Source organism: Nonomuraea sp. NPDC049684 (assembly GCF_044465345.1).
Taxonomy (GTDB): Bacteria; Actinomycetota; Actinomycetes; order Streptosporangiales; family Streptosporangiaceae; genus Nonomuraea.
The window spans coordinates 44,137-68,477 of record NZ_JBITLO010000023.1 but is presented as its reverse complement, the minus strand read 5'-3'; the positions used below and the strand labels follow the sequence as shown (position 1 = coordinate 68,477).

Here is a 24,341-nt window from a genome sequence, read left to right as displayed (position 1 = left end):
ACTATAGTCGGCTTATGGATCTCGGCATCTCGGGCAAGGTAGCCCTGGTCACCGGCGGCAGCGCGGGCATCGGCCTGGCCGCCGCCAAGAGCCTCGCGCGCGAGGGCTGCGACGTGTGCGTCAGCGCGCGCAACCCGGAACGGCTCGCGGACGCGGTGGTGGAGCTGCAGCAGTTCGGCCACGTGGTGCACGCCGTGCTGGCCGACGTGGAGGACCCGGCGGCGGCTCAGCGGGTGGCCGACGAGACGCGCGACGTGCTCGGCCCGGTCGACATCCTGGTGGCCAACGCGGGCGGCCCGCCCACCGGCCGCTTCGACGAGGTCGGCCTCAAGGACTGGGACGTCGCGGTGCAGCGCAACCTGCTCGGCACCGTCCGGCTGATCCAGGCGGTGCTGCCGGAGATGCGGTCGCGGGGGTGGGGCCGGATCGTCACCGTCACCAGCTCGTCCGTCCGCGAGGCGATCGACGGGCTGGCGCTGTCCAACGCCATGCGCCCGGCCGTCGCCGGGCTCGTGCGCACGCTGGCCCGCGAGGTCGGCGGCGACGGCGTGCTGGTCAACAACGTGCTGCCGGGGGCGATCGACACCGAACGCCTGCGCGGCATGTCGGGCGGCGACGACGTGGTCGAGGAGCGCGGCCGGGCCGTGCCGGTCGGGCGGGTCGGTCAGGCCGACGAGGTGGGGGACGTGATCGCGTTCCTGGCCAGCGAGCGGGCCTCGTACGTCAACGGCGTCTCGATGCTGGTCGACGGCGGCGCCGGCCGGGTCATCGCCTGAGCAGCGCGGCGACGACGCCGGCCGCCCACTCCTCGTCCTTGTCGGCCGGGTCGACGAAGTAGGACAGGTTGGCCCGGTGGAAGCAGGCGCCCATCAGCAGGGCGGCCGCCGCGCCGGGGTCGAGGCCGGCGTCGGTGCGGCCCGCGGCCCGCTCGGCGTCGAGGATCTCGGCCAGCGACCTGATCGGCAGGTGGGGGCCGGTGCCGGTGGCGGCCAGCATGTGCTTGAAGCGGGCCAGCAGCGAGGGGTCGGCCAGCATGCCGGAGGCGATGGTGGCGGCCTCGGTGTAGAACTCCAGCGCCGCCAGGGTGAAGCGGGTGAGGTTGCCGGCCAGGTCGCCCTCGCCCGTGCTCTGCCGCAGCCGGGCCAGCGCCGGGGCGAGCGCGGGCAGCCGTTCGAGCAGGACCGCGAGGAACATCTGCTCCTTGCCTGCGAAGTGCTTGTAGAGCAGCGCCTCGGAGCAGCCGGCCGCCTGGGCGATGCGCCGCGTGGTCGCGCCCGAGATGCCGAACTCCCGAATGGCCTGCTCGGCGGCGTCGAGGATGCGCTCACGGGTGCTCATCGGCCCATGATATGAGCGAGTGCTCACCAACCCACGCGTGCATGACATCCTTCCCTTAGGGACCATTGGGGAGAAGGTAGAGGAATGGACAAGCCGGTCATCGTGACGGTTGACGACGACCCGGGGGTGTCGCGGGCGGTGGCGCGTGACCTCAGGCGCCGGTACGGCCATGAGTACAGGATTGTCCGCGCCGAGGCGGCCCACGACGGCATCGAGGCGGTCAAGGAGATGCGGCTGCGCGGCGACGAGGTGGCGGCGATCCTGGCCGACTACCGGATGCCGCAGATGAACGGCGTGCAGTTCCTGGAAGCCGCCATGGACATGTACCCGTACGCGCGCCGGGTGCTGCTGACCGCCTATGCCGACACCGACGCCGCGATCCAGGCGATCAACGTGGTCGATCTCGATCACTACCTGCTCAAGCCGTGGGACCCGCCGGAGGAGAAGTTCTACCCGGTGATCGACGGCCAGCTCGACGCCTGGATGCGGACCGACCGGACGGCGCGTCCCGAGCTGCGCGTGGTGGGCGACCGCTGGTCGGCGCGCTCGTACCAGGTGCGGGACTTCCTGGCCCGCAACCACGTGCCCTACCAGTGGATGCTGGCCGAGGACCCCGAGGGCGCGCAGCTCGTCAAGGCGGCGGGCGAGGGGTCTCACCTGCCGCTGGTGGTCACCGAGGACGGCACCACGCTGGAGTCCCCCGACCAGGCCACGCTGGCCACCGCGGTCGGGCTGTCCACCACGCCGGCCACCGACTTCTACGACCTGATCGTGGTCGGCGGCGGGCCCGCGGGCCTCGGCGCGGCGGTCTACGGCGCGTCGGAGGGCCTGAACACGGTGCTGGTCGAGGCGCACGCCTCGGGCGGCCAGGCGGGCCAGAGCTCCAGGATCGAGAACTACCTGGGCTTCCCCGACGGGGTGTCCGGGCAGCAGCTCGCCGACCGGGCGCGCCGGCAGGCGCTCAAGTTCGGGGCCGAGCTGCTGAGCGCGCGCAAGGTCACCCATCTGGAGCCGCGCGGGCAGGCCCGGGTGATCGGGTTCAAGGACGGCGGGGAGATCGCCGCCCACGCGGTCATCCTGGCCACCGGAGTCACCTACCGGCGGCTGGAGGCGCCCGGCCTGGACGAGTTCGTCGGCCGGGGCGTCTTCTACGGCGCCGCGCTGACCGAGGCGCCGGCGTGCAAGGACAACGAGGTCTACATCGTCGGCGCGGCCAACTCGGCCGGGCAGGCGGCCGTCTACCTGGCGGGATTCGCGCGCAAGGTCCATTTGTTGGTGAGGAGTGATGGTTTGGAGAAGTCCATGTCCCACTACCTCATCGAGCAGATCAACGCGATCGACAACATCGAGGTCAGCCTCCTGACCGAGGTCGTCGCCGGCGCCGGTGACGACCACCTCGAACGGCTCACGCTGTCGACCAAGGGCGAGGAGCGCACGGTCGACGCCCAGTACCTGTTCGTGTTCATCGGGGCCGAGCCGTACACGTCGTGGCTGGGCGAGACGATCGAGCGGGACGCCAAGGGGTTCGTGCTGACCGGGCCCGACCTGGTGCAGGGCGGCAGGCGGCCGCGCAACTGGACGCTGCGCCGTGAGCCCTACTACCTGGAGACCAACGTGCCCGGCGTGTTCGCCGCGGGGGACGTGCGGGCCGAGTCGATCAAGCGGGTGGCCTCCGCCGTCGGTGAGGGCGCGATGGCCGTCGCGCTGGTGCATCGTTATCTGGAGAAGCAATGACCGACAGCCTCGACACCGTCGACATCGACGAACTGCGCAAGCTCTTCCTGTTCGAGCGGCTGACCGACGAGCAGCTCGGCAAGCTGGCCGCCAGCGGCCGGGTGCGCTCCTACGCCCAGGACGAGGACATCGTCCGGCAGGGCGAGCCGGCCGAGTGCTTCGCCGTGCTGCTGGCGGGCGAGGTGCAGATGATCAACGAGACGGTCAGCGCCGGCACCGTCGCCATGCCGCGCGCCTCCCAGCCCGGCGTCTACGGCGGCGCTACCTCGGCCTACCTGGGCGACCGGGCGCCGGAGACCTACCAGCACACGCTGCGCGCGACCGCGCCCTCGCGGATCTTCCTGCTGCCCGCCAAGAAGTTCGCCTACATCGTGGCCGAGTGGTTCCCGATGGCGATGCACCTGCTCGACGGCATGATGTCGGGCGGGCGCATGCAGCGGGAGATCATCGACCGGCGGCAGCGGCTGACCGCGCTCGGCACGATCACCGCCGGGCTCACGCACGAGCTGAACAACCCGGCGGCGGCGGCCGTGCGCGCGGTGAGCGAGCTGCGCTCGCTGATCAAGGCGTCCCGCATCCAGCTCGCCCAGCTCGCCGAGGCCGGCATCCCGCCGGAGAAGCTGCGCACGCTGATCGAGGCCCAGGAGGCGTGCACGAGCAACCTGGGCAACCAGCCGCAGCGCTCCCCGCTGGAGATCTCCGACGCCGAGGACGCGCTCGGCGAGGCGCTGGAGGACGTCGGCGTCGAGGACGCGTGGGAGCTGGCTCCCGCGCTGGTCAACGCCGGTTTCACCGCCGAGTACCTGCAGAAGATCCGCGGCAAGGTGGGCGAGGAGCACACCCCGGCCGCCCTCCACTGGCTGGCCGAGGCCATCGAGATCTCGCAGATGCTGAACGAGGTGACCGAGGCCACCGAGCGCATCACCTCGCTGATCCGCTCGGCCAAGCAGTACTCGCAGATGGACCGGGCGCCGTTCCAGCTGATCGACGTGCACGACCTGCTCGACAGCACGATCGCCATCTTCCGCGGCAAGATCGCGCCGGGCGTCAGCGTGGTCACCGACTACGACCGCACGCTGCCGCTCATCCCCTGCTACGCCGGCGAGCTCAACCAGGTGTGGACGAACCTCATCCACAACGCGCTCGACGCCATGGGCGACGAGGGCACGCTGACCGTCCGCACCGCCCACGACGAGGACGAGGCGATCGTCGAGATCGGCGACACCGGCCCCGGCGTGCCCGAGGCGATCAAGGACCGGATCTTCGAGCCGTTCTTCACCACCAAGAGCGTGGGCGAGGGCACCGGGCTCGGCCTGGACATCTCCTACCGCATCGTGGCCGGGCGGCACGGCGGCGAGATCAAGGTGCGCTCGGTGCCGGGCGAGACCTGGTTCGAGGTGCGCCTGCCGCTGCGCGAGCCCGCCGCCGTCCAGTGAGCCGGGTCCGCTGAGCACTGCGCGGCGCGGGTCACCAGACGTTGTCCCGCGCCGCGTCGAGGGCGGTCAGCACGGCCCCCTCCAGCACCGCGTTGCCCCCGACCCGGGTGGCCCTGACCTCGGTGGGCGCGGGCGACAGCTCGCCCAGCCGGACGGCGACCTGCTCGGCCAGCCCGTCGCCGCCCTCCTGGCCGGTGGCCCCGCCGAGCACCACCAGGCCGGGGTCGAGGAGGGTGACGAAGGCGAAGGCGCCCTTGGCCACCCGGCGCGCCAGCTCGTCGGGCCGGGTCGTGTTCTGGAGCAGGATGCACAACGGCGTGCCCTCCACGTCGAGGAAGCCGACCTCGCCCGCGCCGCCTGACGCGCCGCGCCGCACCCGGCCGCCGAGCACGACCGCGGCGCCGATGCCGTCGTCCAGCCAGAGCAGCACGAAGTCGTCGCTGCCCTGGGCGGCGCCGGTGCGCAGCTCGGCGACGGCGGCCAGGTTCACCTCGTTCTCCAGGACGACGGGCACGCCCAGCCGCTCGCGCACGGCGCCCACCAGGCCGGGCCGCCACCCGGGCACGTCATTGGCCACCGCCAGCTCGCCGTCCATGGGTTTGACCAGGCCGGGGGCGCCGATGACCACGTTGTCGAGCGCGCGGCCCCCGGCGGCCTCGGCGACCGTGGCCGCGACGAGATCGACCAGGTCGCCGGAGATCTCGCGGACGGCCTCACCGACCACGTGGCCGGTGAGGTCGGCCACCGTGACCTTGATCGCCGTGCGGCGCAGGTCGACCCCGGCGACGTGGGCCCGGCCGGCGACCAGCGCGTAGAGGCGGGCGTTGGGGCCGCGACGGTCCTCGCCGCGCTCGCCGGCCTCCTCGATGAGGCCGCCGCCCTTGAGCCGTTCGATCAGGTCGGAGACGGTGGGCCGGGACAGGCCGGTCAGCTCACGAAGCTGCGGAGCGGTCAGCGGACCGTGCTCCAGCAGCAGGTCGAGGGCGAGCCGGTCGTTGATCGCACGGGCCATGGACGGGGTCGCGGTCTTCACGCCGTCCATAATAGTCAGGAAGGCTCCCTGATAGCTCTTTTCATCAGGAAGGTTTCCTGATAGTTTCTCTCGCCATGAGCCCTCATCGCGCCATCGCGGCCGTCTTCGCCGCGCACGGAGCCGTCGCCGGCAGTTTCGCCACCCGCATCCCGTGGCTCCAGGAGCACGTCCACCTGAGCGCGGCGATGCTCGGGTTCGCGCTGCTCTGCCCCTCGATCGGGGCCTTCGCGGCGATGCCGCTGGCCGGTCGCCTGGCCCACCGGTTCGGCAGCCGCGCCACCACGCGCGCGCTGCTCGCATTGTGGTGCGGCGGCCTGGCCCTGCCCGCCTTCGCCCCCGCCCCCGTGTGGCTGTTCGTCATCTTCCTGCTGTACGGCGCGTCGGCGGGCATGTGCGACGTCGTCATGAACGCCCACGGCGTGACCCTTGAACGGCATCTGAAGAAGCCGGTCATCTCCGGCCTCCACGGCATGTGGGCCGTCGGCAGCCTGGCGGCCGGCGGCCTCGGCACCCTGGCCGCGCACGCCGGCGTCGACGCCCGCCTGCACCTGGGGGTCGTCGCCGCCGTCCTGGTGGTCGCGAGCGGGATCGCCGGGCGCGGGCTGCTGCCCGACGGGCCGCGGGCCGCCGCCGGGCCCGCGCCGCGCCGGTTCGCCCTGCCCTCGCGCGCCATCGCGGCCATCGGCGTGGTCGGCTTCTGCGGCACGTTCGCCGAGGGCGCCAGCTCCAACTGGGCCGCGGTCTACCTCACCAACGTCGCCGACGCCGGGCCCGGCGTGGCCGCCGCGGGTTACACGATCTTCATGCTCTGCATGGCCGGCGCCCGGCTGCTGGGCGACCGGGTGGTGCGCCTGACCGGCCCGGTGCGGGCGGTCAGGACGGGCGGGATCATCGCGGTCGTGGGCGGCGTGCTGGTGGTCCTGGCCCGCACGCCCGCGCTGGGCATCGTCGGGTTCGCGCTGGTCGGGCTGGGGGTCGCGGTCATCGTGCCGCTGGTGTTCGCGGCGGCGGGGAACGCGGGGCCCACGCCGGGCGAGGGGGTCGCCGGGGTTGCGACGATCACGTACCTGTCGGGGCTGACCGCGCCGGCGGTGACGGGATGGGTGGCCGACGGCGTGTCGTACCCGGCGGCGTTCGCGCTGATCACGGGGATCCTGGTGGCGCTCACGCTGCTCGCGCCGGTGCTGCGGCCGCGCGAGGCGACCCGGGAGGTGGCCCTGGAGCGGCAGCCGGCGTGATACGCTCCCAAGCGAGCGCTTGGTTTACATACGGAGAGGCCGCCGCATGAAGTTCTCGACCTTCCACCTCTTCCACCGCTTCGACGGCCAGAGCTTCAAGGACGTCTACGACTACCATCTGGAGCTCATCGAGCTGGCCGAGGAGCTGGGCTTCGACGGGGTGCGGCTGGCCGAGCACCACTTCCGCGACTACGGCGTGGTCCCCAACCTGTTCACCATGCTCGCCCACGCCGCCGCCCGCACCTCCCGGCTCCGGCTCGGCACCGGCATCGTGGTGCTGCCACTGCACAACCCCGTCCACGTGGCCGAGGAGGCCGCGCAGGTGGACGTGCTCTCCGGCGGGCGGCTCGACCTGGGGATCGGGCGGGGGTACCAGAGCTTCGAGTTCGAGGGCTTCGGCATCGACCTGGCCGAGGCGCGCGACCGGTTCAACGAGGCGCTGGAGGTGATCCTCGGGCTGTGGACGCGGGAGTCGTACCGGCACGAGGGGAAGTTCTACCGGACCGGCGCCGAGGTCTCGCTCGTACCGCGCCCGCTGCAGTCGCCGCACCCGCCGCTGCACGTGGCCGCGGTCTCCCCCGAGACCGTCACCATGTACGCCGAGCGCGGCCTGCCCGTCCTGGCCGACCCCGCGGCGACGTTCCGCAAGGTCGTCAGGGCGGCCGAGACCTGGCGGGAGACGGCCGCGCGGGCCGGCCACCCGGCGGGCGCCGACCTGGTGGTGGCCCGCAGCGTCTATGTCGCCCCCACGCTGGAGCGGGCCCGCGAGGACCAGGCCAGGTTCGAGGCGTCCTTCGACCGCTCGCGCATCTTCAACGAGCGCAGCGCGCCCATCGACGCCAGGACCGGCAAGGCCGCCCAGGGCTTCGAGTACTACCAGGACCGCTATCTCAAGGGCGGCTCGGTCTCGCCGGACTTCCGCTGGGAGCAGCTTGAGGTCATCGGCGACCCCGCCCGCGTGATCGAGCAGATCTCGCTGCTCAGGGACGCCGGTTTCAGCAACCTCCTGTGCGACTTCGGCAGCACCAGGCCCATGCCGCTGGAGGACATGAAGCGGGTCATGCGCTTCTTCGCCGCCGAGGTCATGCCGGCCTTCGCCCCCGCAGGAGGATGACGATGATCCACAGCCTCACCCTGTCCGACGTCCTGGCCGACCACGCCCGCAGCCGCCCTCACGTCACCGCCGTGGTGGACGGGGACGTGCGGCTCACCTACCCCGAGCTGGACGCCCGCGTGACGCGGCTGGCCGACGCCCTGGCCGGGCGCGGCGTGGCCGCCGGTGACCGGGTGCTGTGGCTCGGCCAGAACTCGCACGCCGTGCTGGAGCTGCTGCTGGCCTGCTCCCGCCTGGGCGCGGTGCTCTGCCCGGCCAACTGGCGGCAGTCCGGGGACGAGCTGCGTTTCGTCCTGGCCGACCTGGCGCCGCGGGTCGTCGTCTGGCAGCACTCCGACACCGCCGCCGAGCTGGCGGACGAGGCGACGTGGGTGCGCGCGGGCGAGCCGTACGAGGAGATGGTCGCCGGCGGTTCGCTGCGCGAGTTCCCGCAGGTGGACGACGCCGAGCCGGTGCTCGCCCTCTACACCGCCGCCTTCGGGGGCCGGCCGGGCGCCGCCCTGCTCAGCAGCGCCGCCCTGGTGGCCCACAGCGCCACGCTGCTCGTCGTCCGGCAGATGGAGCCGGGGTTCACCTTCCTCAACGACGGGCCGCTCTTCCACGTCGGGACGATGATGTTCTGCCTGGCCACCCTCCAGATCGGCGGCACGAACGTGTTCACGCCCGCCTTCGACGCCGAGGAGGTCTGCCGGCTGGTGGACGCCGAGCGGGTGACGCAGGCGTTCCTGTTCGGGCCGATGATCGACGCGGTCGCGGCGGCGAACGCGGGCGGCAAGTACGACCTGTCCTCGCTGCGCTTCGTCGCCCACTCCGCCGAGTGGGACGACATGATCACCGTGGACGACTCGCCCTGGTGCCGCTCGAAGATGGGCGGGTACGGGCAGACGGAGGTGGGCGGCATGCTCACCTTCCTCGGGCTGGCCGAGGGCGGGGCGGGGTTCGCGGGACGTCCGTCGCCGCTGGTCCAGGTGCGCATCCTGGATCCGGAGGGCGTGGAGGTGCCGGTGGGCGAGGCGGGCGAGATCTGCGCGAGGGGCAAGACCCTCTTTTCCGGATATTTCGCCCGGCCCGACTTAAATGCTGAGAAGTCGCGGTACGGCTGGCATCACACCGGCGACCTCGGCCGCCGCGAACCCGACGGCACCATCACCTTCATCGGCCCCCGGCTGCGCATGATCAAGTCGGGCGCCGAGAACATCTACCCGGCCGAGGTCGAGCGCGCGCTGCGGACCCACCCGGCCGTCGCCGACGCCGCGGTGATCGGCGTGCCCGACCCGCGCTGGCACCAGGCGGTCAAGGCGGTGGTCGTGCTGAGGCCGGACGCCGCCGCCACGCCGGACGACCTGGTCGCGCACGTCAGGGGCGAGCTGGCGGCGTACAAGAGGCCGCGGGAGGTGGTGTTCGCCGACGCCATCCCCAAGCAGGGCTTCACCCCCGACTACGACGCCCTCGACGCCGCGTACGGCGGCGGCAACTACCCGGGCGCCTGACCCGCGCGCCCGGCCCGCAGGCCGGGCTACAGGCCGGGCTACAGGCCGGGCTGCACCGGAAGCCCGGCCTCCAGGTGGGCGAGCGCCTTGTCCAGCTCGGCGGGGCCGTCCATGGCAGGGTTCCGGACCCATTCGAACCACAGGGCCACCATCACGCCCGTGACGGCCCCCGTGACGTTCCTGATCTCCGGGTCGTCCGCGTCCCGGCCCTGGCGCGCCGCGAGCTCCTCCCGCAGCGTCCGCAGCACGCCGGTGACGTTCTCCAGGCTGGCCGCCCACAGTTCGGGGACGGTGAGCATGAGCTTCTCCCGTTCCATGCCGTCGGCGATCTCCTGCGGCGTCTGGGCGTCCGTGACCGCCCGCATGGCCGCGCGGACGGCCTGGACGGGCCCCACCCCGGCGGGCACGGCCCTGAGCGCCTCGACGAAGGGCGGGAACTGGTCGACCAGCACCAGATCCTCCTTCGTCGGGAAATAGCGGAAGACGGTGCTGGGCGCGACCTCCGCCGCCTCGGCGACCTGCTCCACGGTCGTCGCCGCGTAGCCCTGCTCGCGGAACAGGCGCAGCGCCTCCTTCTGGATCAGGGCGCGGGTCCTGGCCTTCTTCCGCTCGCGCAGGCCCTGGGCAGGTCGTTCGCTCATGTCACCGCATTCTCCGGGCGGGAGTCCCGCGCGTCCACCCGACAAAGGCGCTATGCAACTTTCATTTGAGAGTCTACTCTCACAATTATGCGACTTCCCATCGAACGCCCGGCGGAATGCCCCTTCGATCCCCCGGCCGGGCTGGCGGGCCTTCCGGCGATGAGCCGTCTGGAGTTCGCCGACGGCCATCTCGGCTGGCTGGCCACCACCGCCGAGGCCGCCCGCGCGGTGCTGGGCGATCCCCGGTTCAGCGCCCGGCAGGAGCTCAAGCACCGGGCCGCGCCCGGGGGTCCCGCCGGGCTCGGCGTCCCCGCCCCGCCGGGCTTCTTCGCGGCCATGGACCCGCCGGAGCACACCCGCTACCGCCGCCTGCTCACCGGCCGGTTCACGCTGCGCCGGATGCGCCTGCTCGAACCGCGGATCGAGCGCATCGCCGCCGACCACCTCGACGCCATGGCCGCCGCCGGGCCGCCGGCCGACCTCGTGACGGCGTACGCGCTGCCGATCCCGTCGCTGGTCATCTGCGAGCTGCTCGGCGTCCCGTACGCCGACCACGACCGGTTCCAGGAGCTCAGCGCCCGGCTCGTCACCTTCGGCGCGGACGGCGCGGGGGCGCTGGCCGAGCTGACGGCCTACCTGCGCGATCTGGTCCGCCGCAGGCGCGTGGAGCCGGACGGCGGCCTGATCGGCGACCTGACCGGTGAGCTCGGCGACGACGAGCTCGCCGGGCTCGCGGTGATCCTGCTCGTGGCGGGCCACGAGACCACGGCGAACATGCTGGCGCTGGGCGTGTTCGCGCTGCTGGAGCGCGGCTGCCCGTACGAGGAGGGCGCGGTCGAGGAGCTGCTGCGCTGGCTGTCGATCCTGCATCTCGGCGCGCCGTCCAGGGCCGCGCTGGAGGACGTGGAGGTGGCGGGCGTGACGGTCAGGGCGGGCGAGACCGTGGCCCTGTCCCTGCCCGTGATCAACCGCGACCCCGCCGTGTACGCCGACCCCGGCCGGCTGCTCCCGGACCGTCCGGAGGCGCGCCGCCATCTGGCCTTCGGGCACGGCGTGCACCAGTGCCTCGGCCAGCAGCTCGCCAGGATCGAGCTGCGGATCGGCTACCGGGCGCTGTTCGAGCGCTTCCCCGGCCTGCGGCTGGCCGTCCCGGCGGGCGAGGTGCCGGTCAAGCACGACGCCTCGGTGTACGGCGTCAGGAGCCTGCCCGTCACCTGGTGACCGCTCACAGGACGGCGAGCGGGGTGATCGGGCTGCCGGTGCCCCCCTCGATGCGCAGCGGCGCGGCCACGAAGACGAACTCCGTCCGCCCGGCCGCGCCCAGCTCCTCCAGCCACAGCATCTCGATCAAGTGGACGCCGTGCCGGTGGAGCAGGATGAGGTGCAGGTCGTCGGCGGCGCACTCGTCGGCGAGCTGGTGTTCGTTCAGGCCGCCCACGGCGGCGTTGTCGCAGGCCACCGCCGACACGTCCCGGGCGGCCAGCCAGGCGCCGGCCTCCGCCGACAGCCCCGGCTGCCCCGCCCAGTACTCCTCGCGCGACCGCTGCCACACCAGCGGCCATCCCGTACGGACCACCGCGACGTCGCCGGGACGCGGCGTGGCGATCTCCTGGAGCAGCCCGGCCGGGATCCGGAAGTCCGCCGGGAGGTGGTCGAGCCCGAGCCGCCGGGGCACGTCGAACAGCACGCCCCTGGCCACCACGCCGCCGACGTGCTCGATCCCGCACCTGGTCGCGCCGTAGGAGCGGACGCGGGCGGCCGGGTGGCCGTTGTAGAGCCGGTCGCCGGTCCACATGTGGCACAGCGCGTCCATGTGGGTGGTGGTGCCGTGGTGGCTGACCAGCAGGGCGTCGTCGGCCACGCGCAGGCCGTCGCCGACCGGCCGGGCGCCCGCGGCGTAGTCGCCGCCGTCCACGGACATGAAGTGCTGCGGCAGCGGACGGCCCCGCAGGTGGGGGACGGTCGTGGGGGCCGCCGAGGAGGTGGCTCCCCTGATCGGCATGGCCAGGCTCAGCACCTCGCCGGTGACGGCGCTGCGCAGGGCCTCCAGGACGACGGCGGGGGTCAGCAGGTTGAGGGTGCCCCGCTGATCGTCTGGGCCGAATCGTCCCCAGTTGTTAGGCTCGTGCACCAAGTAAGCGCTTCCTTTCCTGCGGAGGTCTGATGTACTGCGATCCCCGGTTCTCCCGCGTGCGCGAGGCGTTCGAGCGGAACTTCGCCGAGGGCGAGGAGCTGGGCGCGGCGGTGGCCGTCCACCTCGACGGCGAGCTCGTCGTGGACCTGTGGGACGGCGTCGCCGACCGGCACACGGGACGCGCCTGGGAGGCCGACACGCCGGCCTTCGCGTACTCGTGCACGAAGGCGGTGGCGGCCACCGTGCTGCTGCGGCTCGCCGAGCGGGGGCTGGTGGACGTGCGGGCGCCGGTCGCCGACGTGTGGCCGGAGTTCGCCGCCGCGGGCAAGGAGGGGGTCACGGTCGAGCACGTGCTGACGCACTCCTGCGGGCTGCCGGTGATCGAGACGCCGGTGCCGGTGGCGGAGTTCGAGGACCTGCCGGCCATCGCGGCCCGGCTCGCCGGTCAGCGGCCCCTGTGGGAGCCGGGGACGGCGCACGGGTACCACGCGCTGACGTACGGCTTCCTGGTCGGGGAGGTGGTGCGGCGGGTCGCCGGGAAGTCGGTGGGCGAGCTGGTGGCGGCGGAGATCGCCGGGCCGCTGGGGCTGGACCTGTGGGTCGGCGCGCCCGACGACGTGATCCCCCGCGCCGCCCGCCTCAAGGCCCCCGCCCGCCCCCGCCCCACCCCGGAGCCCCCCGCCCCCGCGGCCGCCTCGGGGGCCTCCTCCACCCCCGCGCCCGCCGCCGGGAGCCCCGCGGCCGCCCCGGGGAGCCCCGCTCCCTCCGGCGGGGGGAGCGGGCCTGGGACCGGTGGGGGGCGGGATCTGCTGGGCGAGATGAGCCGGGCGGCGCTCGACCCCGGCAGCCTGATGAACCGGGCGCTCGGCAACCCGGCCATCCGCCTGCTCGAAGGCGGCGCGAACAACCCGGTGATCCTGCGCGCCGGATGGCCCGCCGCCGGGGTCGTCACCACCGCCAAGGGCCTGGCCGGGTTCTACCGCGCGCTGGTCGGCGGCGACCTCCTGAGCCCGGCGACCCTCCAGGACGCCCTGCGCCCCCGCGTCAGCGGCCCCGACCGCGTGCTGTTCATGGACACCGCGTTCGGCCTCGGCTACATGCGCCCGTCGTTCACGTTCCCGATGCCGTCGGCGACCGCGTTCGGCCACTCGGGGATGGGCGGCTCGCTCGGCCTGGGCGACCCCGAACGCAAGCTCGCCTTCGGGTACGTGATGAACCGGATGGCCGACAGCCTCACCGGCAACCTGCGCGGCCTGCGCCTGATCGAGGCCGTCTACCGCTCCCTGTGACCGCACGGCGCGCGTCACTGCATGGTCACGCCGCCGCTCACCGACAGCGTCTGGCCGGTGATGTAGGCGGCGCGGTCGGTGCACAGGTAGGCGATCAGCCCCGCGACGTCGGCGGGCGTGCCCAGCCGGCGCAGCGGGATCCCCTTGGCGATCTTGTCCACGAGCCCCGGCTCGGCCTCGGAGATCCGCCGGAGCATCGGGGTGTCGGTCGGCCCGGGGCAGACGACGTTCGAGGTCACCCCGCCCCTGGCGGCCTCCCGGGCGAGCGTCTTGGCCAGGCCGAACAGCCCCGCCTTGGTGGCCGCGTACGCGCCCTCGCCGCCCGACCCGGCCCTGGCGCCGTCGGAGGAGACGAACACCAGCCGTCCCCATCCCCTGGCCGTCATGCCGGGCAGGAGCAGCTTGGTCATGAGCATCGGGCCGCGCAGGTTGACCTGCCACATGAGGTCCCAGTCCGCCGGGTCGCTCGCCGTGAACGGCCGCACGACCGACACCCCGGCGTTGTGCACGAGCACGTCCACCGGCCCGGCCTCGGCGCAGAACGCCTCGACGGAGGCGGGCGAGGCCAGGTCCACGGCCAGCGCCCGCGCCCCGGGCAGCGCCGCGGCCGTCCGGCGGGCCCCCGGCAGGTCCACGTCGGCGACGGTGACGCGGGCGCCGAGCGCGGCGAGGTCGGTCGCGACGGCCGTGCCGATCGCGCCCGCTCCGCCGGTGACGACGGCGACGCGGCCGTCGAGGCGCAGGCCGTCCATCACGTCCAGGCCCGGACGAGGTCGGCCGCGGCGACGCGGGTGGCCAGCAGGCCGATCGTGTTGCGCAGGACGGCCTTGGCGTAGTCCTCGGGGATCCCGGCCACCGCGTCCCGCACCACCGTCACCCGGTAGCCGAGATTGACCGCCTCCAGCGCCAGCCCCGGGATGCCCAGGTTGAGCGAGACCCCCATCGCGACCACGGACGAGACGCCGAGCGAGCGCAGCGTCATGTCCAGCGAGGTGCCGGTGAACGGCGAGAACCCGTGGTGCCGCCGGCTCTCCAGGTCGCCGTCCGCGCGCAGCTCGGGCAGCACCTCCACGGCGGGCGTGCCCTCCAGCATGTGCGCGGGGTCCTTGAGCAGGGAGACGATGAACGGGCAGTTGCCGGTGTGCGAGCCCGCCCGGTCCGGCCGGAAGGCGGCCGTGCAGTGGATCACCGGGAGCCCGGCCGCTCGGGCCGTGCCCAGGACGCGGGCGGCGTTGGGGACGACGTCGTGACGGGCGCAGGCCGCCACCAAATCCGGAAATTTCGTGAGATCGCCGACGACCCCCCGCTGCATCTCCATCACCAGCACGGCCGACCGCTCCACCCGCACCCTCCGTCATTTAGCCGAGCGCTTGCTTGGGTTCGCCACAGCATAACACCGCCCCCACGACCCCACCTTTCATCACAAAGAGCGAAATTTCTCCAGACGTGACAACCCACACCCCGGGTGAGACCGTCGAATGCACGACGGCATGGCTGATGGGGGTTGGACTTGGTCCCTGGTTACCGTGAAGTTCGTCAGCTCGGCGCGGGCCGCACCGGCCGCGTGTTCCTCGCCACCTACCAGTCCACCGGCGCCTACGTCGCGATCAAGTACCTGAACGCCACCCTGCGCAGGGACCCCGAGTTCATGGACCGCTTCAGGGCCGACACCCATCACCTCGTCGAGCTCGACGACCCCAACGTGGTCCGCCTGCACGAGTACGTCGAGACCCCGGACCGGGCCGCCGTCGTCATGGAGCTGGTGGACGGCGTCTCGCTGCGCACGCTGCTGGCCGAGCACGGCCGGACGGCCCCGGAGGCGGCCCTGGTGCTGCTCAAGGGCATCCTCGCCGCCCTGGCCGCCGCGCACGAGAAGGGCGTCCCGCACCGGGACGTCAAGCCGGAGAACGTCCTGGTCCAGGCGGACGGCACGAGCAAGCTGGCCGACTTCGGGGTGGTCGTGCACGCCGAGGAGCCGGGGGTGCCGGCGGGGAGCCCGGCGTACATGTCGCCGGAACTGTGGACGCAGGGACGGGCGGGGCCCCCTGCCGACCTGTACGCGGCGGCCTGCGTGCTGTTCGAGGCGGTCAGGGGGCGGCCGCCCTACCGGGCGTACAAGGAGGGCCCGGACGGCGAGCGGGACGGCGAGCAGGACGTCGCGGCCCTGCGGGACCTGCACCTGGCGGCGCCGGTGCCGCTGGAGGTGGTCCCGGACGCCCTGCGCGACCTGCTCAGGCGCGGGCTGGCCAAGGACCCGGCGGTCCGGTACGCCTCGGCCCGGCAGTTCGCGGCCGAGCTGGAGGAGGACGCCGTCGCGGGGTACGGGCCCGGCTGGGAGCAGCGGGGCCGCCGCCGGCTCGCCGAGCTGGCCACGCTGCTGGCCCTGCGCTTCCCGCTGGCGGCCAGGACCGAGCGGGACGCCCGCGTCCCGGCCGGGATCCGCGGGCGGGCGGTCCGGCTGCCCGCGCTGCCGCCGCACCTGTGGGTGGCGGGCGCGACGGTGGTCGCCGTGGCCATCGCCCTGGTGATCTCCGGCGGACGGCTGTCGCCGGGGGCGGGCACGATCCTGATGCCGCAGCCGAGGCCGTCGGGCGAGCTGAACCCGGCGCCGGTCGACGCCCACACGCCGACGCCGCGCAGGAGCCCGCCCGTCACGGGCCGCGGGAGCGCGTCGCCGCCCGCCCCCACCGGCGGGCCGCGCGTCCCGACCGGGCCGCCCGCGCCCACGAGCGCTGCGCCCCCGCCGACGACGCCGCCGGTGCCGACGCGGGCGCAGAGCGGGACCGCCCTGACGCCGCCCGCCGTACGGGAGGCGAGCATCGCGCGGTGGAGCGGTTCGGCGGGCGCGATCAGGGTGTCCGCGGACGGCACGGGGCCGGTGCGGCTGCGGATCGCGTACACGCGGCGGCTCGGCGACGGGCCGGTCACCACCGTGCGGCGGGAGACCCTCACGTTGCGCGGCAGCACCGCCTACACCAGCGGGGTCCGGCACGATCCCGGGGGCGTGGACTGCGGGGTGCGGGCCTACCTCGGGATCATCGTCATGACCGAGCCGGCGGCGGTCAACGGGCCGCAGGTGAGCGAGGTCGCGGTGGACGGCCCCGCCTGCACCGCCCCACCACCGACCCGCTCAGGACCGCCCACCCCGACCGGCCCCCCGACCGGCCCCTCGACCGGCACCGCCTCCCCCACGGTCGAGCAGCCCGTGGACCGTCCGGCCCCCGGCGCGACGCCGCCGATCAGCGGCCGGCCCGTGGCGCATCCCACGCCGGGGACCACGTACCCCACGGAGGCCGCCCCGGCGCACTCCCCCTCCGGGCAGGGCGGCCTGGTGCCCGGTCACCAGGAGCACCGGAGCCGCGTGGAGGCTCTTGTTCGGAAACCAAGCGTGCGCTAGCTTGGCAGCGATGAGCGGTGAGACCTCCCCCACCGGCGCCGCGGGGGCGCGTGGCGAGCTGGTGATCCAGCGCTGCGTGTCCTGCGGCCGCCGCGGCTGCCTGCCCGAGCCGTCGTGCCCGGCGTGCGGCGGCGGCGAGCTGGCCGCCGAGCCCGCCAGGGGCACGGGGACGGTCCACACGTTCACCGTCGTGCACCGGTCGTTCGCGCCCGGCTACCGGGGGCGGGAGCCGTACGTGCCGGCGTGGGTGGACCTGGACGAGGGTGTGCGCGCGTTCGGGCACGTCGTGGGGTGCGCGCCGGAGGAGGTCCGCGTCGGGATGCCGGTGCGGGTGACGTTCGTGGACGATCTGCCGCATTGGAGGCCCGTGTGAAGCTCGGCAACGTGCTCATCCCCGTAGCCGACCTGGACGAGGCGATCGCCTTCTACGGCCTGCCGGTGAAGTTCAGGGACGGCGACAGGTTCGCCGCGCTGGACGGCGGCGGCGTCACCGTGGCGCTGGCCGGTCCGGCCGAGCACGTCACCGCGTCGGCGGCGCCGTCGTACAAGGTGGACGACGTGGCGGTCGCGGTACGCGAGATGGCGGCGCGCGGGGCCGAGGTGGTGCGCGCGCCCGAGGACGGGCCGCACGAGAGGCGGGCCGTGCTGCGCGACCCCTCGGGAAACACGTTCGTGCTCTACTCGCCCCTCTGACCTGGAGGCACCCCCCATGGCGCGATCACCCTACGGCAACTACGGCCACGCGATCCTGACCGCGGGAGCGCTGCGCACGCCCGACCGGGTGGCGCTGACGTACTGCGGCGAGCGCAGCTTCACCTACGACGAGCTGAACCGGGCCGTCAACCGCCGGGCGAACGCGCTGCTGGCGGCCGGGATCACCGCCGGGCAGCGGGTGGCGGCGCTGCTCAACGAGACGCTGCTGGTCGCCGAGGTCTACCTGGCCCAGGCCAAGATCGGGGCGGTGACGGCGGCGCTCAACCCGTACTGGCCGGCCGAGACGCTGCGGGCGGTGGTGGCCGCCTCCGGCTGCACGGCCTTCGTGTACGACTCCACGGTCGCCGGCCTGGTCGACGGCATCAGGGACGCCCTCCCGCAGGTCACCACCTGGATCGACGCCGGGGAGCTGACCGGCGGCCAGGAGGAGGAGCCGCCGCTCGGCGGGTTCCACGACGACCCGGTGGCCCTCTACTACACCTCCGGCACGACCGGCCTGCCGAAGGCCGTCGTGCACACCCACGCCTCCTCCCTGGCGACCGCCCAGATCTGGCTGGACGTGCCGCGCGGCCCCGACTCGGTGTTCGGCACCGGCGCGATCATCTGGGGCATCGGCTTCCCCGCCATCGTCGGCCCCGCCCTGTACGCGGGCATGCGCCTGGTGCTGGAGCAGGACTGGGGGCCGGCGAACTTCCTGCGCGTGGTGCCGCGCGAACGGGTCACGCACGTGTCGCAGATCCCCTCGTTCTACGCGGCGCTGCTGGGGACGTCCGAGCACGAGGGGGTGGACCTGTCGTCGATCCAGGTGATCATGCTGGGCGGCGAGCCGCTGACCGCGACCATGCTCGACCGGATCAAGGCCAGGCTGCCCGGGGCCGGGGTCTACTCCTACTACGGGCAGACCGAGGCGCCGTACACGTGCATGGGCCGGGTGGACGACGGTTCGACGCCGCTCGGGTCGTCCGGGCGGGCGCGGACGGGCAACGCCGTACGGATCACCGGCCCGTCCGGGGCCGCGGTGACGGGCGAGGTCGGCGAGATCAACCTGGCCGGGCCGCACCGCATGGCCGGCTACGACGGCGCGGACGACCACGGCGTCCTGCGCGGCGAGTGGTACGTGGGCGGCGACCTCGGGACGTTGTCGGCCGACGGCGTGCTGCGCGTCCTCGGCCGCCGCGAGGACTCGATACTCAAGCACGGCCAGTGGACGCAGCCCGCCACGATCGAGGAGGCCGTCTCGGCCCTGGACGGCGTGGCGGAGGCCGGCGCGGTGGGCGTCCCCGAGGGGGCGGCCGAGCAGCGGGTGCTGCTGGCGGTCGTGCCGCGCGCCGGGCAGTCGCTGGACGCCGCCAAGCTGTCGCTCGCCCTGGCCGACACGCTGCCCCCGCACCAGCGGCCCGACCACATCGTGGTGACCGGCGAGCTGCCGCACTCGCAGGACGCCTCCGGCGGCCCCGGCAAGCTGCTGCGCCGCCGGATCCGCGAGCAGCACGGGCACCTGCTCGGGTGAGCGCCCCCGAGCACGGGAGCCGGGACCTCCCCCGCGCCCCCCATGACTTCCATGACACCCCTCGCGTCCCCCGCGAGCACGAGGTCAAGGCGCTCGTCGCGGCGGCCGGGGTGCCGGTGCCGCGCGGGGTCGTGGTGCGCGGCCTGGACTTCGCGGCGGCCGGGGAGCTGGCCGAGCCGCTGGTGCTGAAGGCGTTCGGTCCGGGGCTGGTGCACAAGTCGGAGGTGGGGGCCGTACGGCTCGGCCTGCGGTCGGACGACCTCGCCGCGGCCGCCGCGGAGATGCGCTCCCGGCTCGACGTGGAGGGGTTCCTGGTCGAGGAGCAGGCGCCCGCCGGGGTGGAGCTGATCGTCGGGCTGGTCGGCGACCCGGGGTTCGGCCCGGTGCTGCTGGCCGGGCTGGGCGGCGTCTGGACGGAGGCGATGCGCGACACGGCGCTGCGCCTCTGCCCGATCTCCGAGCCGGACGCGCGGCTCATGCTGGACGAACTGCGCGGCGCGGCCCTCCTGCGCGGCCACCGCGGCCACCCGCCCGTGGACGTGGACGCCGTGATCAAGCTGCTCATGACGGTCGGCGGCCCCGGCGGCCTGTGGGAACGGCTGGAACTGGGCGAGTTCGAGCTGAACCCGGTCATCGCCACCCCTTCCGGCGTGACCGCCGTGGACGCGCGCCACCTTCCCGGCCGGCCGCGCCCGCCCGCCGTCCGCGAGCCCGCGGACTTCCTGCCGCTCTTCGAGCCGCGCGCGGTGGCCGTCGTCGGCGCCTCGGCGAGCAGGCCGAACTTCGGGAACATGTTCCTCGACTTCTACCGGGCCGCCGGGGTGCCGCTGGTGGCCGTGCACCCGTCGGCCGCCGAGGTGGCGGGGGTGCCCGCGGTGCCGTCGCTGGCCGCCGCCGACGTGGACTACGCGCTGGTGGCGGTGCCCGCCGAGCGGTGCGCCGAGGTCGTGCGGCAGGCGTCCGGCATCCCGTACGTGCAGGTCATGAGCGGCGGGTTCGGCGAGGCCGGACGCGCGGACCTGGAACGCGACCTGGCCGGGGCCGCCCGCGCGGCGGGCACCCGGCTGCTCGGCCCCAACTGCATGGGCGTGTACTGCCCGCGCGGCCGGCAGACGTTCGTCGGCGGCGGCGTCGGACCGGCGGGGACGGTCGCGCTGATCTCCCAGAGCGGCGGGCTCGCGGGTGAGGTGATCAAGGTCGGGGAGCGGCGCGGGCTGGCGTTCAGCCGGGTCGTCACCGTGGGGAACGCGGCCGACGTGACCCCCGCCGAGCTGCTGTCCTGGCTGGCCCGCGACCCCGAGACGCGGGCCGTCGGGCTCTACCTGGAGGACCCGCGCGGCGGCCGGGAGCTGCACGAGGCGCTTCGTGCGGCGGGGCTGCCGGTGGCGCTGCTGGTCGGCGGGCGCAGCTCGCAGGGGCAGCGGGCGGCGCTCTCGCACACCGGCGGCATGGTGAGCGACCTGCGGGTGTGGGCGGCGGTCGCGGCCCAGACCGGCACGGCGCTGGTCTCCTCCCAGGACGACCTGATCGGCGTGCTGGCCTTCTTCCAGGCGCACGGCTCCCGCGTGACGGACGGCGACCGGGTGCTGGTGATCGGGCCGAGCGGCGGCGCGGGGGTGCTGGCGGCCGACGCGTTCGACCGGGCCGGGGTGCGGCTGGCCCCGCTGCCGGACCCGGTGCTCGACGGGCTCGGCCTGGCCGCCGCGGGCAACCCGCTGGAGGTGCCGGTGGGGCCGCGCGGGCGTCCGGGGCTGGTGGCGGAGGTGATCGGGGCGATCGTGCGGCGGGAGCCGTACGCGGACGTGGTCGCCCACGTGAACGTGCAGAGCTTCTTCACCTACGGCGACGCGGCCGAGCCCCTGTACGCCTACGCGCGGGCCCTGGCCGGCGCGCAGGAGGCGCTGCCGCGGGTCAGGATCACGCTCGTCACCAGGAACGGCGAGTGCGCGCCCGCGGGCGTGGAGGACGAGGTACGGCGGATCGCGGCGGCGGCGGGCGTCCCCGTCTACCGCTCCATGGAGGCGGCCGCGGCGGCCGTCGCGGCAGGAGGTAGTCGTGGGGCTGCTTGACGGCAAGGTCGCGCTGATCACGGGCGGGGCCAGGGGCATGGGCGAGGCGCACGTGCGCCTGTTCCTCGAAGAGGGCGCGCGGGTGGTCTTCGGCGACGTGCTGGAGGAGGAGGGCAAGGCGCTGGCCGCCGAGACCGGGGCCGCGTACGTGCGGCACGACGTGCGCAGCCCGGAGGAGTGGCGGCGGGCCGTCGGCACGGCCACGGAGCTGCACGGGCGGCTCGACGTCCTGGTGAACAACGCCGGCATCCTCACCTACGGCCGCATCCAGGACATGGCGCCCGAGGACTTCGACCGGGTGATCGACGTGAACCTCAAGGGCACCTGGCTGGGGGTCAAGTCGGTGATCGAGCCCATGAAGGCGGCCGGGCGCGGCGCCATCGTGAACATCTCCTCGATCGAGGGGTTCGTCGGGGCGGAGGGGCTGTCGGCGTACGCGGCCTCGAAGTTCGCGGTGCGCGGGCTGACCAAGTCGGCCGCGCGGGAGCTGGCCCGGTTCAGGATCCGGGTGAACTCGGTGCATCCGGGGGCGATCAACACGGCGATGGCGGTGAACCCGGACCTGATGGCCGAGGTGGACGCGGAGGCGTTCGTGAAGTCCATGGTCATCAAGCGGTTCGCCAAGCCGGTGGAGGTCTCGCACGTGGTGGCGTTCCTGGCCTCGGACCGGGCCAGCTACTGCACGGGCAGCGAGTTCACGGTGGACGGAGGGCTGCTGACGGGGGCCGGTTACTAGACTCCCGGCGCTGCGACACGCGGCTCTTTTCCTGTTAAATCACCCACCCTGGGCGGCTTCGACAGCTTGGCTGAGCTGCGGTTATGCGCCCGGTGACGTCTTTACCCTCTCTTGGGGCGTGCTTGACCTTGGTCACGAAGCGGTAACCTCGCACCGCACGGAAGACTACAGGTTTCCGGTTTTGCCACACATGTCCCGGGTTACCCCCGTGTACCCGAGTATGTGCGGATAAATCCGGATCTTGACCGGAAGGTTCCCCCATACTTCCATGACGCCCGAGATGCAGAAGTACATCGACCTGCTGGAGAGCCAGCTCGGCTACGCCGAGAAGGCCGGTGCGTACACCAAGTTCGGCGACTGGTACGGCAAGACCGTCGAGTTCGACGCCGACTACTCCGCCGCACCCTGGTGTGACATGTACCTCTCCTGGGCCGCGCACAAGCTCGGCTACCAGGAGTGGATCGGGCAGTTCGCCTGGACCGTACGGCACGCCGAATGGTTCAAGGCCCAGGGGGCCTGGGGGAAGACGCCCAAGCCCGGCGCGTTCGTCTTTTACGACTGGAGCGGCAGCGGCAAGATCGACAATATCGACCACGTCGGCATCGTCACGCGGGTCGAGGGCGACACGATCTTCACCATCGAGGGCAACATCGACGGCGGCGTCGCCAAGCGCAAGGAGCGCGACACCAGCAAGGTCGTCGGCTACGGCTACCCCGAGCGCGTCAAGGCCCGCCTCGACGAGGAGGCGGCCCAGAAGCGGGCCGACGAGCAGGCGGCGACGCCCGCCAGGCCCGGCACCGACGTGGGAACGCTCCAGCTCCCCGCCGACTCGCTCGCCTCCCTGATCCCGCACGTCGAGCAGGAGCGCGCCGCCGAGGCCCCGCTCGCCGCGCGTCCGAAGACCAAGACCGGCGAGCCGGCCAGGACCACGGCGTCCTCGCCGCCGGCGCCCGCCGCCGCGCCGTCCGCGTCCGCCTCGCCCGCGACGGGGGCCGCGCCCGCGCCGACGGCGGCGGCCGGGAGGTCGGGACAGAAGTCCAAGCACGCCAAGGCGACGACCGCCGACACCACGTCCGCCACCGCCGAGCCCCTGCCCACGCTCGTGGACGCCTCCTCGACCGGCTCGATTCCCGCGATCGGCTCCCCGTCGCTGGTCGGGTCCGCGCTGATCGCCGCGCTGGCGCTCGTCGCCCTGGCGAAGACCCGTCAGAGCCGCCTCCGTCCGGCGGCCGCCGCGAAGGCCGCCCGCGTACGCGCCGCCGCCCTTTCTGCGGACGAGGGCGTCACCCTGAGCATCGCCGCGCTGAACGTCACTTCGCCGGAGAGCACCTCCGTGGGCGCCTCCGTGGGCGCCGCAGCGGGCGCCGCTGCAGGCGCTGCTGCGGGCGTCAGTGCGGGTGTCACAGCGGGCGTCAGTGCGGGTGTCACCGCCGGCATCGCCGTGCCCGTCGCTCTGCCGGTTCCCGTGCCCGTCGCCGTGCCCCTTCCGGGGGCGCGTCCCAGGCGCGGCACCCACGCCGCGCCCTCACGCCACCGGCGTCGCCGCCGTCCCGCGGAGACGCGCCACGAGCACACCCGCCCCTCCTCGCCGCGCACCGGCGCCGAGCCCACCGCCCCCTTCGAACCCGCCGCCGCTCCCTCCGGCACGGGCTTCGAACGCGCGGCCGTCTCGCCCGACACCGGCCGGAGGCACCGCTTCGAGCTCGCCGCGGGCTCCCCCGAGACCGGCCGGGAGGACGCCGTCGAGTTCGCGGCCGCCTCGCCCGAGGCCGGTCAGGGGGGCCGCTTCGAGCTCGGGGCGGGCTCTTTCGAGGGCGGCCGGAGCCGCACCTTCGAGTTCGCCGCCCCCGTCCCCGAGCCCGGCCCCGCCGGCGGCGCCGAGCTCGCCGCCGGTGCGGACGCGTTCGAGGCGTTCGAGGCGTTCACCGACCGGGCGGCCCCGCCGCGGCGGCTGGACAGCGCCTCGTTCCGGCCCGCCCCCGACACGGCCCCCTTCGAGCCCATGTTCGACACCGGCCCGATGGTGCCGATCTCGCTCCCCCCGGCGACGAGCACGTTCAGCGCCTTCTCCCCCAGCCCCCGTCCGGGCGCCGAGGTCGCCGCCCGCACGAGGACGACGCCGCGGGCCGCCCAGGCGTCCGGGATCGGCGCGACGTACCAGGGCCGCCGCCGCCGCAGCGAGCCGGTCCCGGACGCGTACGCCTCCGATCACCCCTTCTTCATGGACGAGTTCACCGCCGACTCCGTTCCGCGCGGCCGCCGCCACCGTCGCGCCGGAACCGCCGGGACCGCGGGGATTGCCGCGCCCGCCATGAGCGCCGGGGTCGCCGTCTCGCAGCACCCGCAGGGCCGCGCGAGCACCATCGACGCCTTCGTCCAGGACGCCCCCCTGCGCGGCCGCCGTCACCGCGCCCCCACCCGCGAGATCGTCAGCACCCCCGACTGGGGACGTCAGCCCGCCTGAGGAC

The 24,341-nt window shown here is 74.0% G+C and carries 21 protein-coding genes; 15 read left to right on the top strand and 6 right to left on the bottom strand.

Annotated features, from left to right (window positions below; translation table 11 throughout):
* The first annotated feature begins 14 nt into the window (after window positions 1–14).
* On the top strand, window positions 15–776 hold the full coding sequence (locus tag ACIBST_RS45030) for an SDR family oxidoreductase (RefSeq protein ID WP_397179615.1): 762 nt from the start codon (window positions 15–17) through the stop codon (window positions 774–776).
* On the opposite strand, the gene ACIBST_RS45025 is transcribed toward ACIBST_RS45030, so the two are convergent.
* Complete coding sequence (locus ACIBST_RS45025; RefSeq protein WP_397179614.1) at window positions 766–1,338, bottom strand: TetR/AcrR family transcriptional regulator; 573 nt, start codon at window positions 1,336–1,338, stop codon at window positions 766–768. The genes ACIBST_RS45030 and ACIBST_RS45025 overlap by 11 nt on opposite strands.
* A gap of 84 nt (window positions 1,339–1,422) precedes the next feature.
* Here ACIBST_RS45025 and ACIBST_RS45020 point away from each other — a divergent pair, with 84 nt between their 5' ends.
* Together ACIBST_RS45020 and ACIBST_RS45015 are read left to right on the top strand one after the other, a co-directional pair.
* On the top strand, window positions 1,423–3,072 hold the full coding sequence (locus ACIBST_RS45020; protein WP_397179613.1) for an FAD-dependent oxidoreductase: 1,650 nt from the start codon (window positions 1,423–1,425) through the stop codon (window positions 3,070–3,072).
* Window positions 3,069–4,508 carry an ATP-binding protein gene (locus tag ACIBST_RS45015; protein WP_397179612.1) on the top strand — a complete coding sequence of 480 codons (1,440 nt, stop codon included), beginning with the start codon at window positions 3,069–3,071 and terminating at the stop codon, window positions 4,506–4,508. The genes ACIBST_RS45020 and ACIBST_RS45015 overlap by 4 nt, the downstream gene beginning before the upstream one ends.
* A 31-nt stretch (window positions 4,509–4,539) precedes the next feature.
* On the opposite strand, the gene ACIBST_RS45010 is transcribed toward ACIBST_RS45015, so the two are convergent.
* Window positions 4,540–5,541: an ROK family protein gene (locus tag ACIBST_RS45010; RefSeq protein WP_397179611.1), complete on the bottom strand. Its 1,002-nt coding sequence runs from the start codon at window positions 5,539–5,541 to the stop codon at window positions 4,540–4,542.
* 74 nt (window positions 5,542–5,615) lie between these two features.
* Between ACIBST_RS45010 and ACIBST_RS45005 the strand changes: the two genes are divergently transcribed.
* The 3 genes from ACIBST_RS45005 to ACIBST_RS44995 are packed head-to-tail and all read left to right on the top strand — an operon-like array spanning window position 5,616 to window position 9,383.
* Window positions 5,616–6,779: an MFS transporter gene (locus ACIBST_RS45005; protein WP_397179610.1), complete on the top strand. Its 1,164-nt coding sequence runs from the start codon at window positions 5,616–5,618 to the stop codon at window positions 6,777–6,779.
* 46 nt (window positions 6,780–6,825) lie between these two features.
* Entirely contained in the window at window positions 6,826–7,893 is a 1,068-nt protein-coding gene (locus ACIBST_RS45000) for an LLM class flavin-dependent oxidoreductase (protein ID WP_397179609.1), read from the top strand.
* A gap of 2 nt (window positions 7,894–7,895) precedes the next feature.
* Window positions 7,896–9,383, top strand: a complete 1,488-nt coding sequence (locus ACIBST_RS44995; RefSeq protein WP_397179608.1) for an AMP-binding protein — start codon at window positions 7,896–7,898, stop codon at window positions 9,381–9,383.
* A gap of 38 nt (window positions 9,384–9,421) precedes the next feature.
* Here ACIBST_RS44995 and ACIBST_RS44990 read toward each other — a convergent pair whose 3' ends face one another.
* Window positions 9,422–10,024, bottom strand: a complete 603-nt coding sequence (locus ACIBST_RS44990; RefSeq protein ID WP_397179607.1) for a TetR/AcrR family transcriptional regulator — start codon at window positions 10,022–10,024, stop codon at window positions 9,422–9,424.
* An 87-nt stretch (window positions 10,025–10,111) separates the two neighbouring features.
* Here ACIBST_RS44990 and ACIBST_RS44985 point away from each other — a divergent pair, with 87 nt between their 5' ends.
* On the top strand, window positions 10,112–11,245 hold the full coding sequence (locus ACIBST_RS44985) for a cytochrome P450 (RefSeq protein WP_397179606.1): 1,134 nt from the start codon (window positions 10,112–10,114) through the stop codon (window positions 11,243–11,245).
* Window positions 11,246–11,249: 4 nt separating this feature from the next.
* On the opposite strand, the gene ACIBST_RS44980 is transcribed toward ACIBST_RS44985, so the two are convergent.
* Entirely contained in the window at window positions 11,250–12,158 is a 909-nt protein-coding gene (locus tag ACIBST_RS44980) for a cyclase family protein (RefSeq protein ID WP_397179605.1), read from the bottom strand.
* Window positions 12,159–12,187: 29 nt separating this feature from the next.
* On the opposite strand from ACIBST_RS44980, the gene ACIBST_RS44975 reads away from it, so the two are divergent.
* A complete protein-coding gene (locus ACIBST_RS44975) occupies window positions 12,188–13,447 on the top strand; it encodes a serine hydrolase domain-containing protein (protein ID WP_397179604.1) in 1,260 nt (419 codons plus the stop codon).
* A gap of 14 nt (window positions 13,448–13,461) precedes the next feature.
* On the opposite strand, the gene ACIBST_RS44970 is transcribed toward ACIBST_RS44975, so the two are convergent.
* Together ACIBST_RS44970 and ACIBST_RS44965 are read right to left on the bottom strand one after the other, a co-directional pair.
* Window positions 13,462–14,199 (bottom strand): SDR family NAD(P)-dependent oxidoreductase, encoded by a 738-nt coding sequence (locus ACIBST_RS44970; RefSeq protein WP_397179603.1) that lies wholly within the window; start codon window positions 14,197–14,199, stop codon window positions 13,462–13,464.
* Window positions 14,199–14,789, bottom strand: coding sequence for an isochorismatase family cysteine hydrolase (locus ACIBST_RS44965; protein WP_397179602.1), 591 nt, complete (start codon window positions 14,787–14,789; stop codon window positions 14,199–14,201). The genes ACIBST_RS44970 and ACIBST_RS44965 overlap by 1 nt, the downstream gene beginning before the upstream one ends.
* Window positions 14,790–14,957: 168 nt before the next feature.
* Between ACIBST_RS44965 and ACIBST_RS44960 the strand changes: the two genes are divergently transcribed.
* The 7 genes from ACIBST_RS44960 (at window position 14,958) to ACIBST_RS44930 (ending at window position 24,337) form a co-directional block, all read left to right on the top strand.
* Window positions 14,958–16,844, top strand: a complete 1,887-nt coding sequence (locus ACIBST_RS44960; protein ID WP_397179601.1) for a protein kinase — start codon at window positions 14,958–14,960, stop codon at window positions 16,842–16,844.
* Between the two features lie 10 nt (window positions 16,845–16,854).
* Window positions 16,855–17,217 (top strand): Zn-ribbon domain-containing OB-fold protein, encoded by a 363-nt coding sequence (locus ACIBST_RS44955; protein ID WP_397179600.1) that lies wholly within the window; start codon window positions 16,855–16,857, stop codon window positions 17,215–17,217.
* Window positions 17,214–17,537, top strand: a complete 324-nt coding sequence (locus ACIBST_RS44950; RefSeq protein ID WP_358000513.1) for a VOC family protein — start codon at window positions 17,214–17,216, stop codon at window positions 17,535–17,537. The genes ACIBST_RS44955 and ACIBST_RS44950 overlap by 4 nt, the downstream gene beginning before the upstream one ends.
* Before the next feature lie 16 nt (window positions 17,538–17,553).
* On the top strand, window positions 17,554–19,068 hold the full coding sequence (locus ACIBST_RS44945; RefSeq protein ID WP_397179599.1) for a class I adenylate-forming enzyme family protein: 1,515 nt from the start codon (window positions 17,554–17,556) through the stop codon (window positions 19,066–19,068).
* Entirely contained in the window at window positions 19,065–21,137 is a 2,073-nt protein-coding gene (locus ACIBST_RS44940; RefSeq protein WP_397179598.1) for an acetate--CoA ligase family protein, read from the top strand. Before ACIBST_RS44945 ends, ACIBST_RS44940 begins: the two co-directional genes overlap by 4 nt.
* The gene (locus ACIBST_RS44935) at window positions 21,124–21,873 is read left to right on the top strand and encodes a glucose 1-dehydrogenase (RefSeq protein ID WP_397179597.1); all 750 of its coding nucleotides are present in this window, start codon (window positions 21,124–21,126) and stop codon (window positions 21,871–21,873) included. The genes ACIBST_RS44940 and ACIBST_RS44935 overlap by 14 nt, the downstream gene beginning before the upstream one ends.
* 268 nt (window positions 21,874–22,141) lie before the next feature.
* Complete coding sequence (locus tag ACIBST_RS44930; protein ID WP_397179596.1) at window positions 22,142–24,337, top strand: CHAP domain-containing protein; 2,196 nt, start codon at window positions 22,142–22,144, stop codon at window positions 24,335–24,337.
* The last annotated feature ends 4 nt before the right edge of the window (window positions 24,338–24,341 follow it).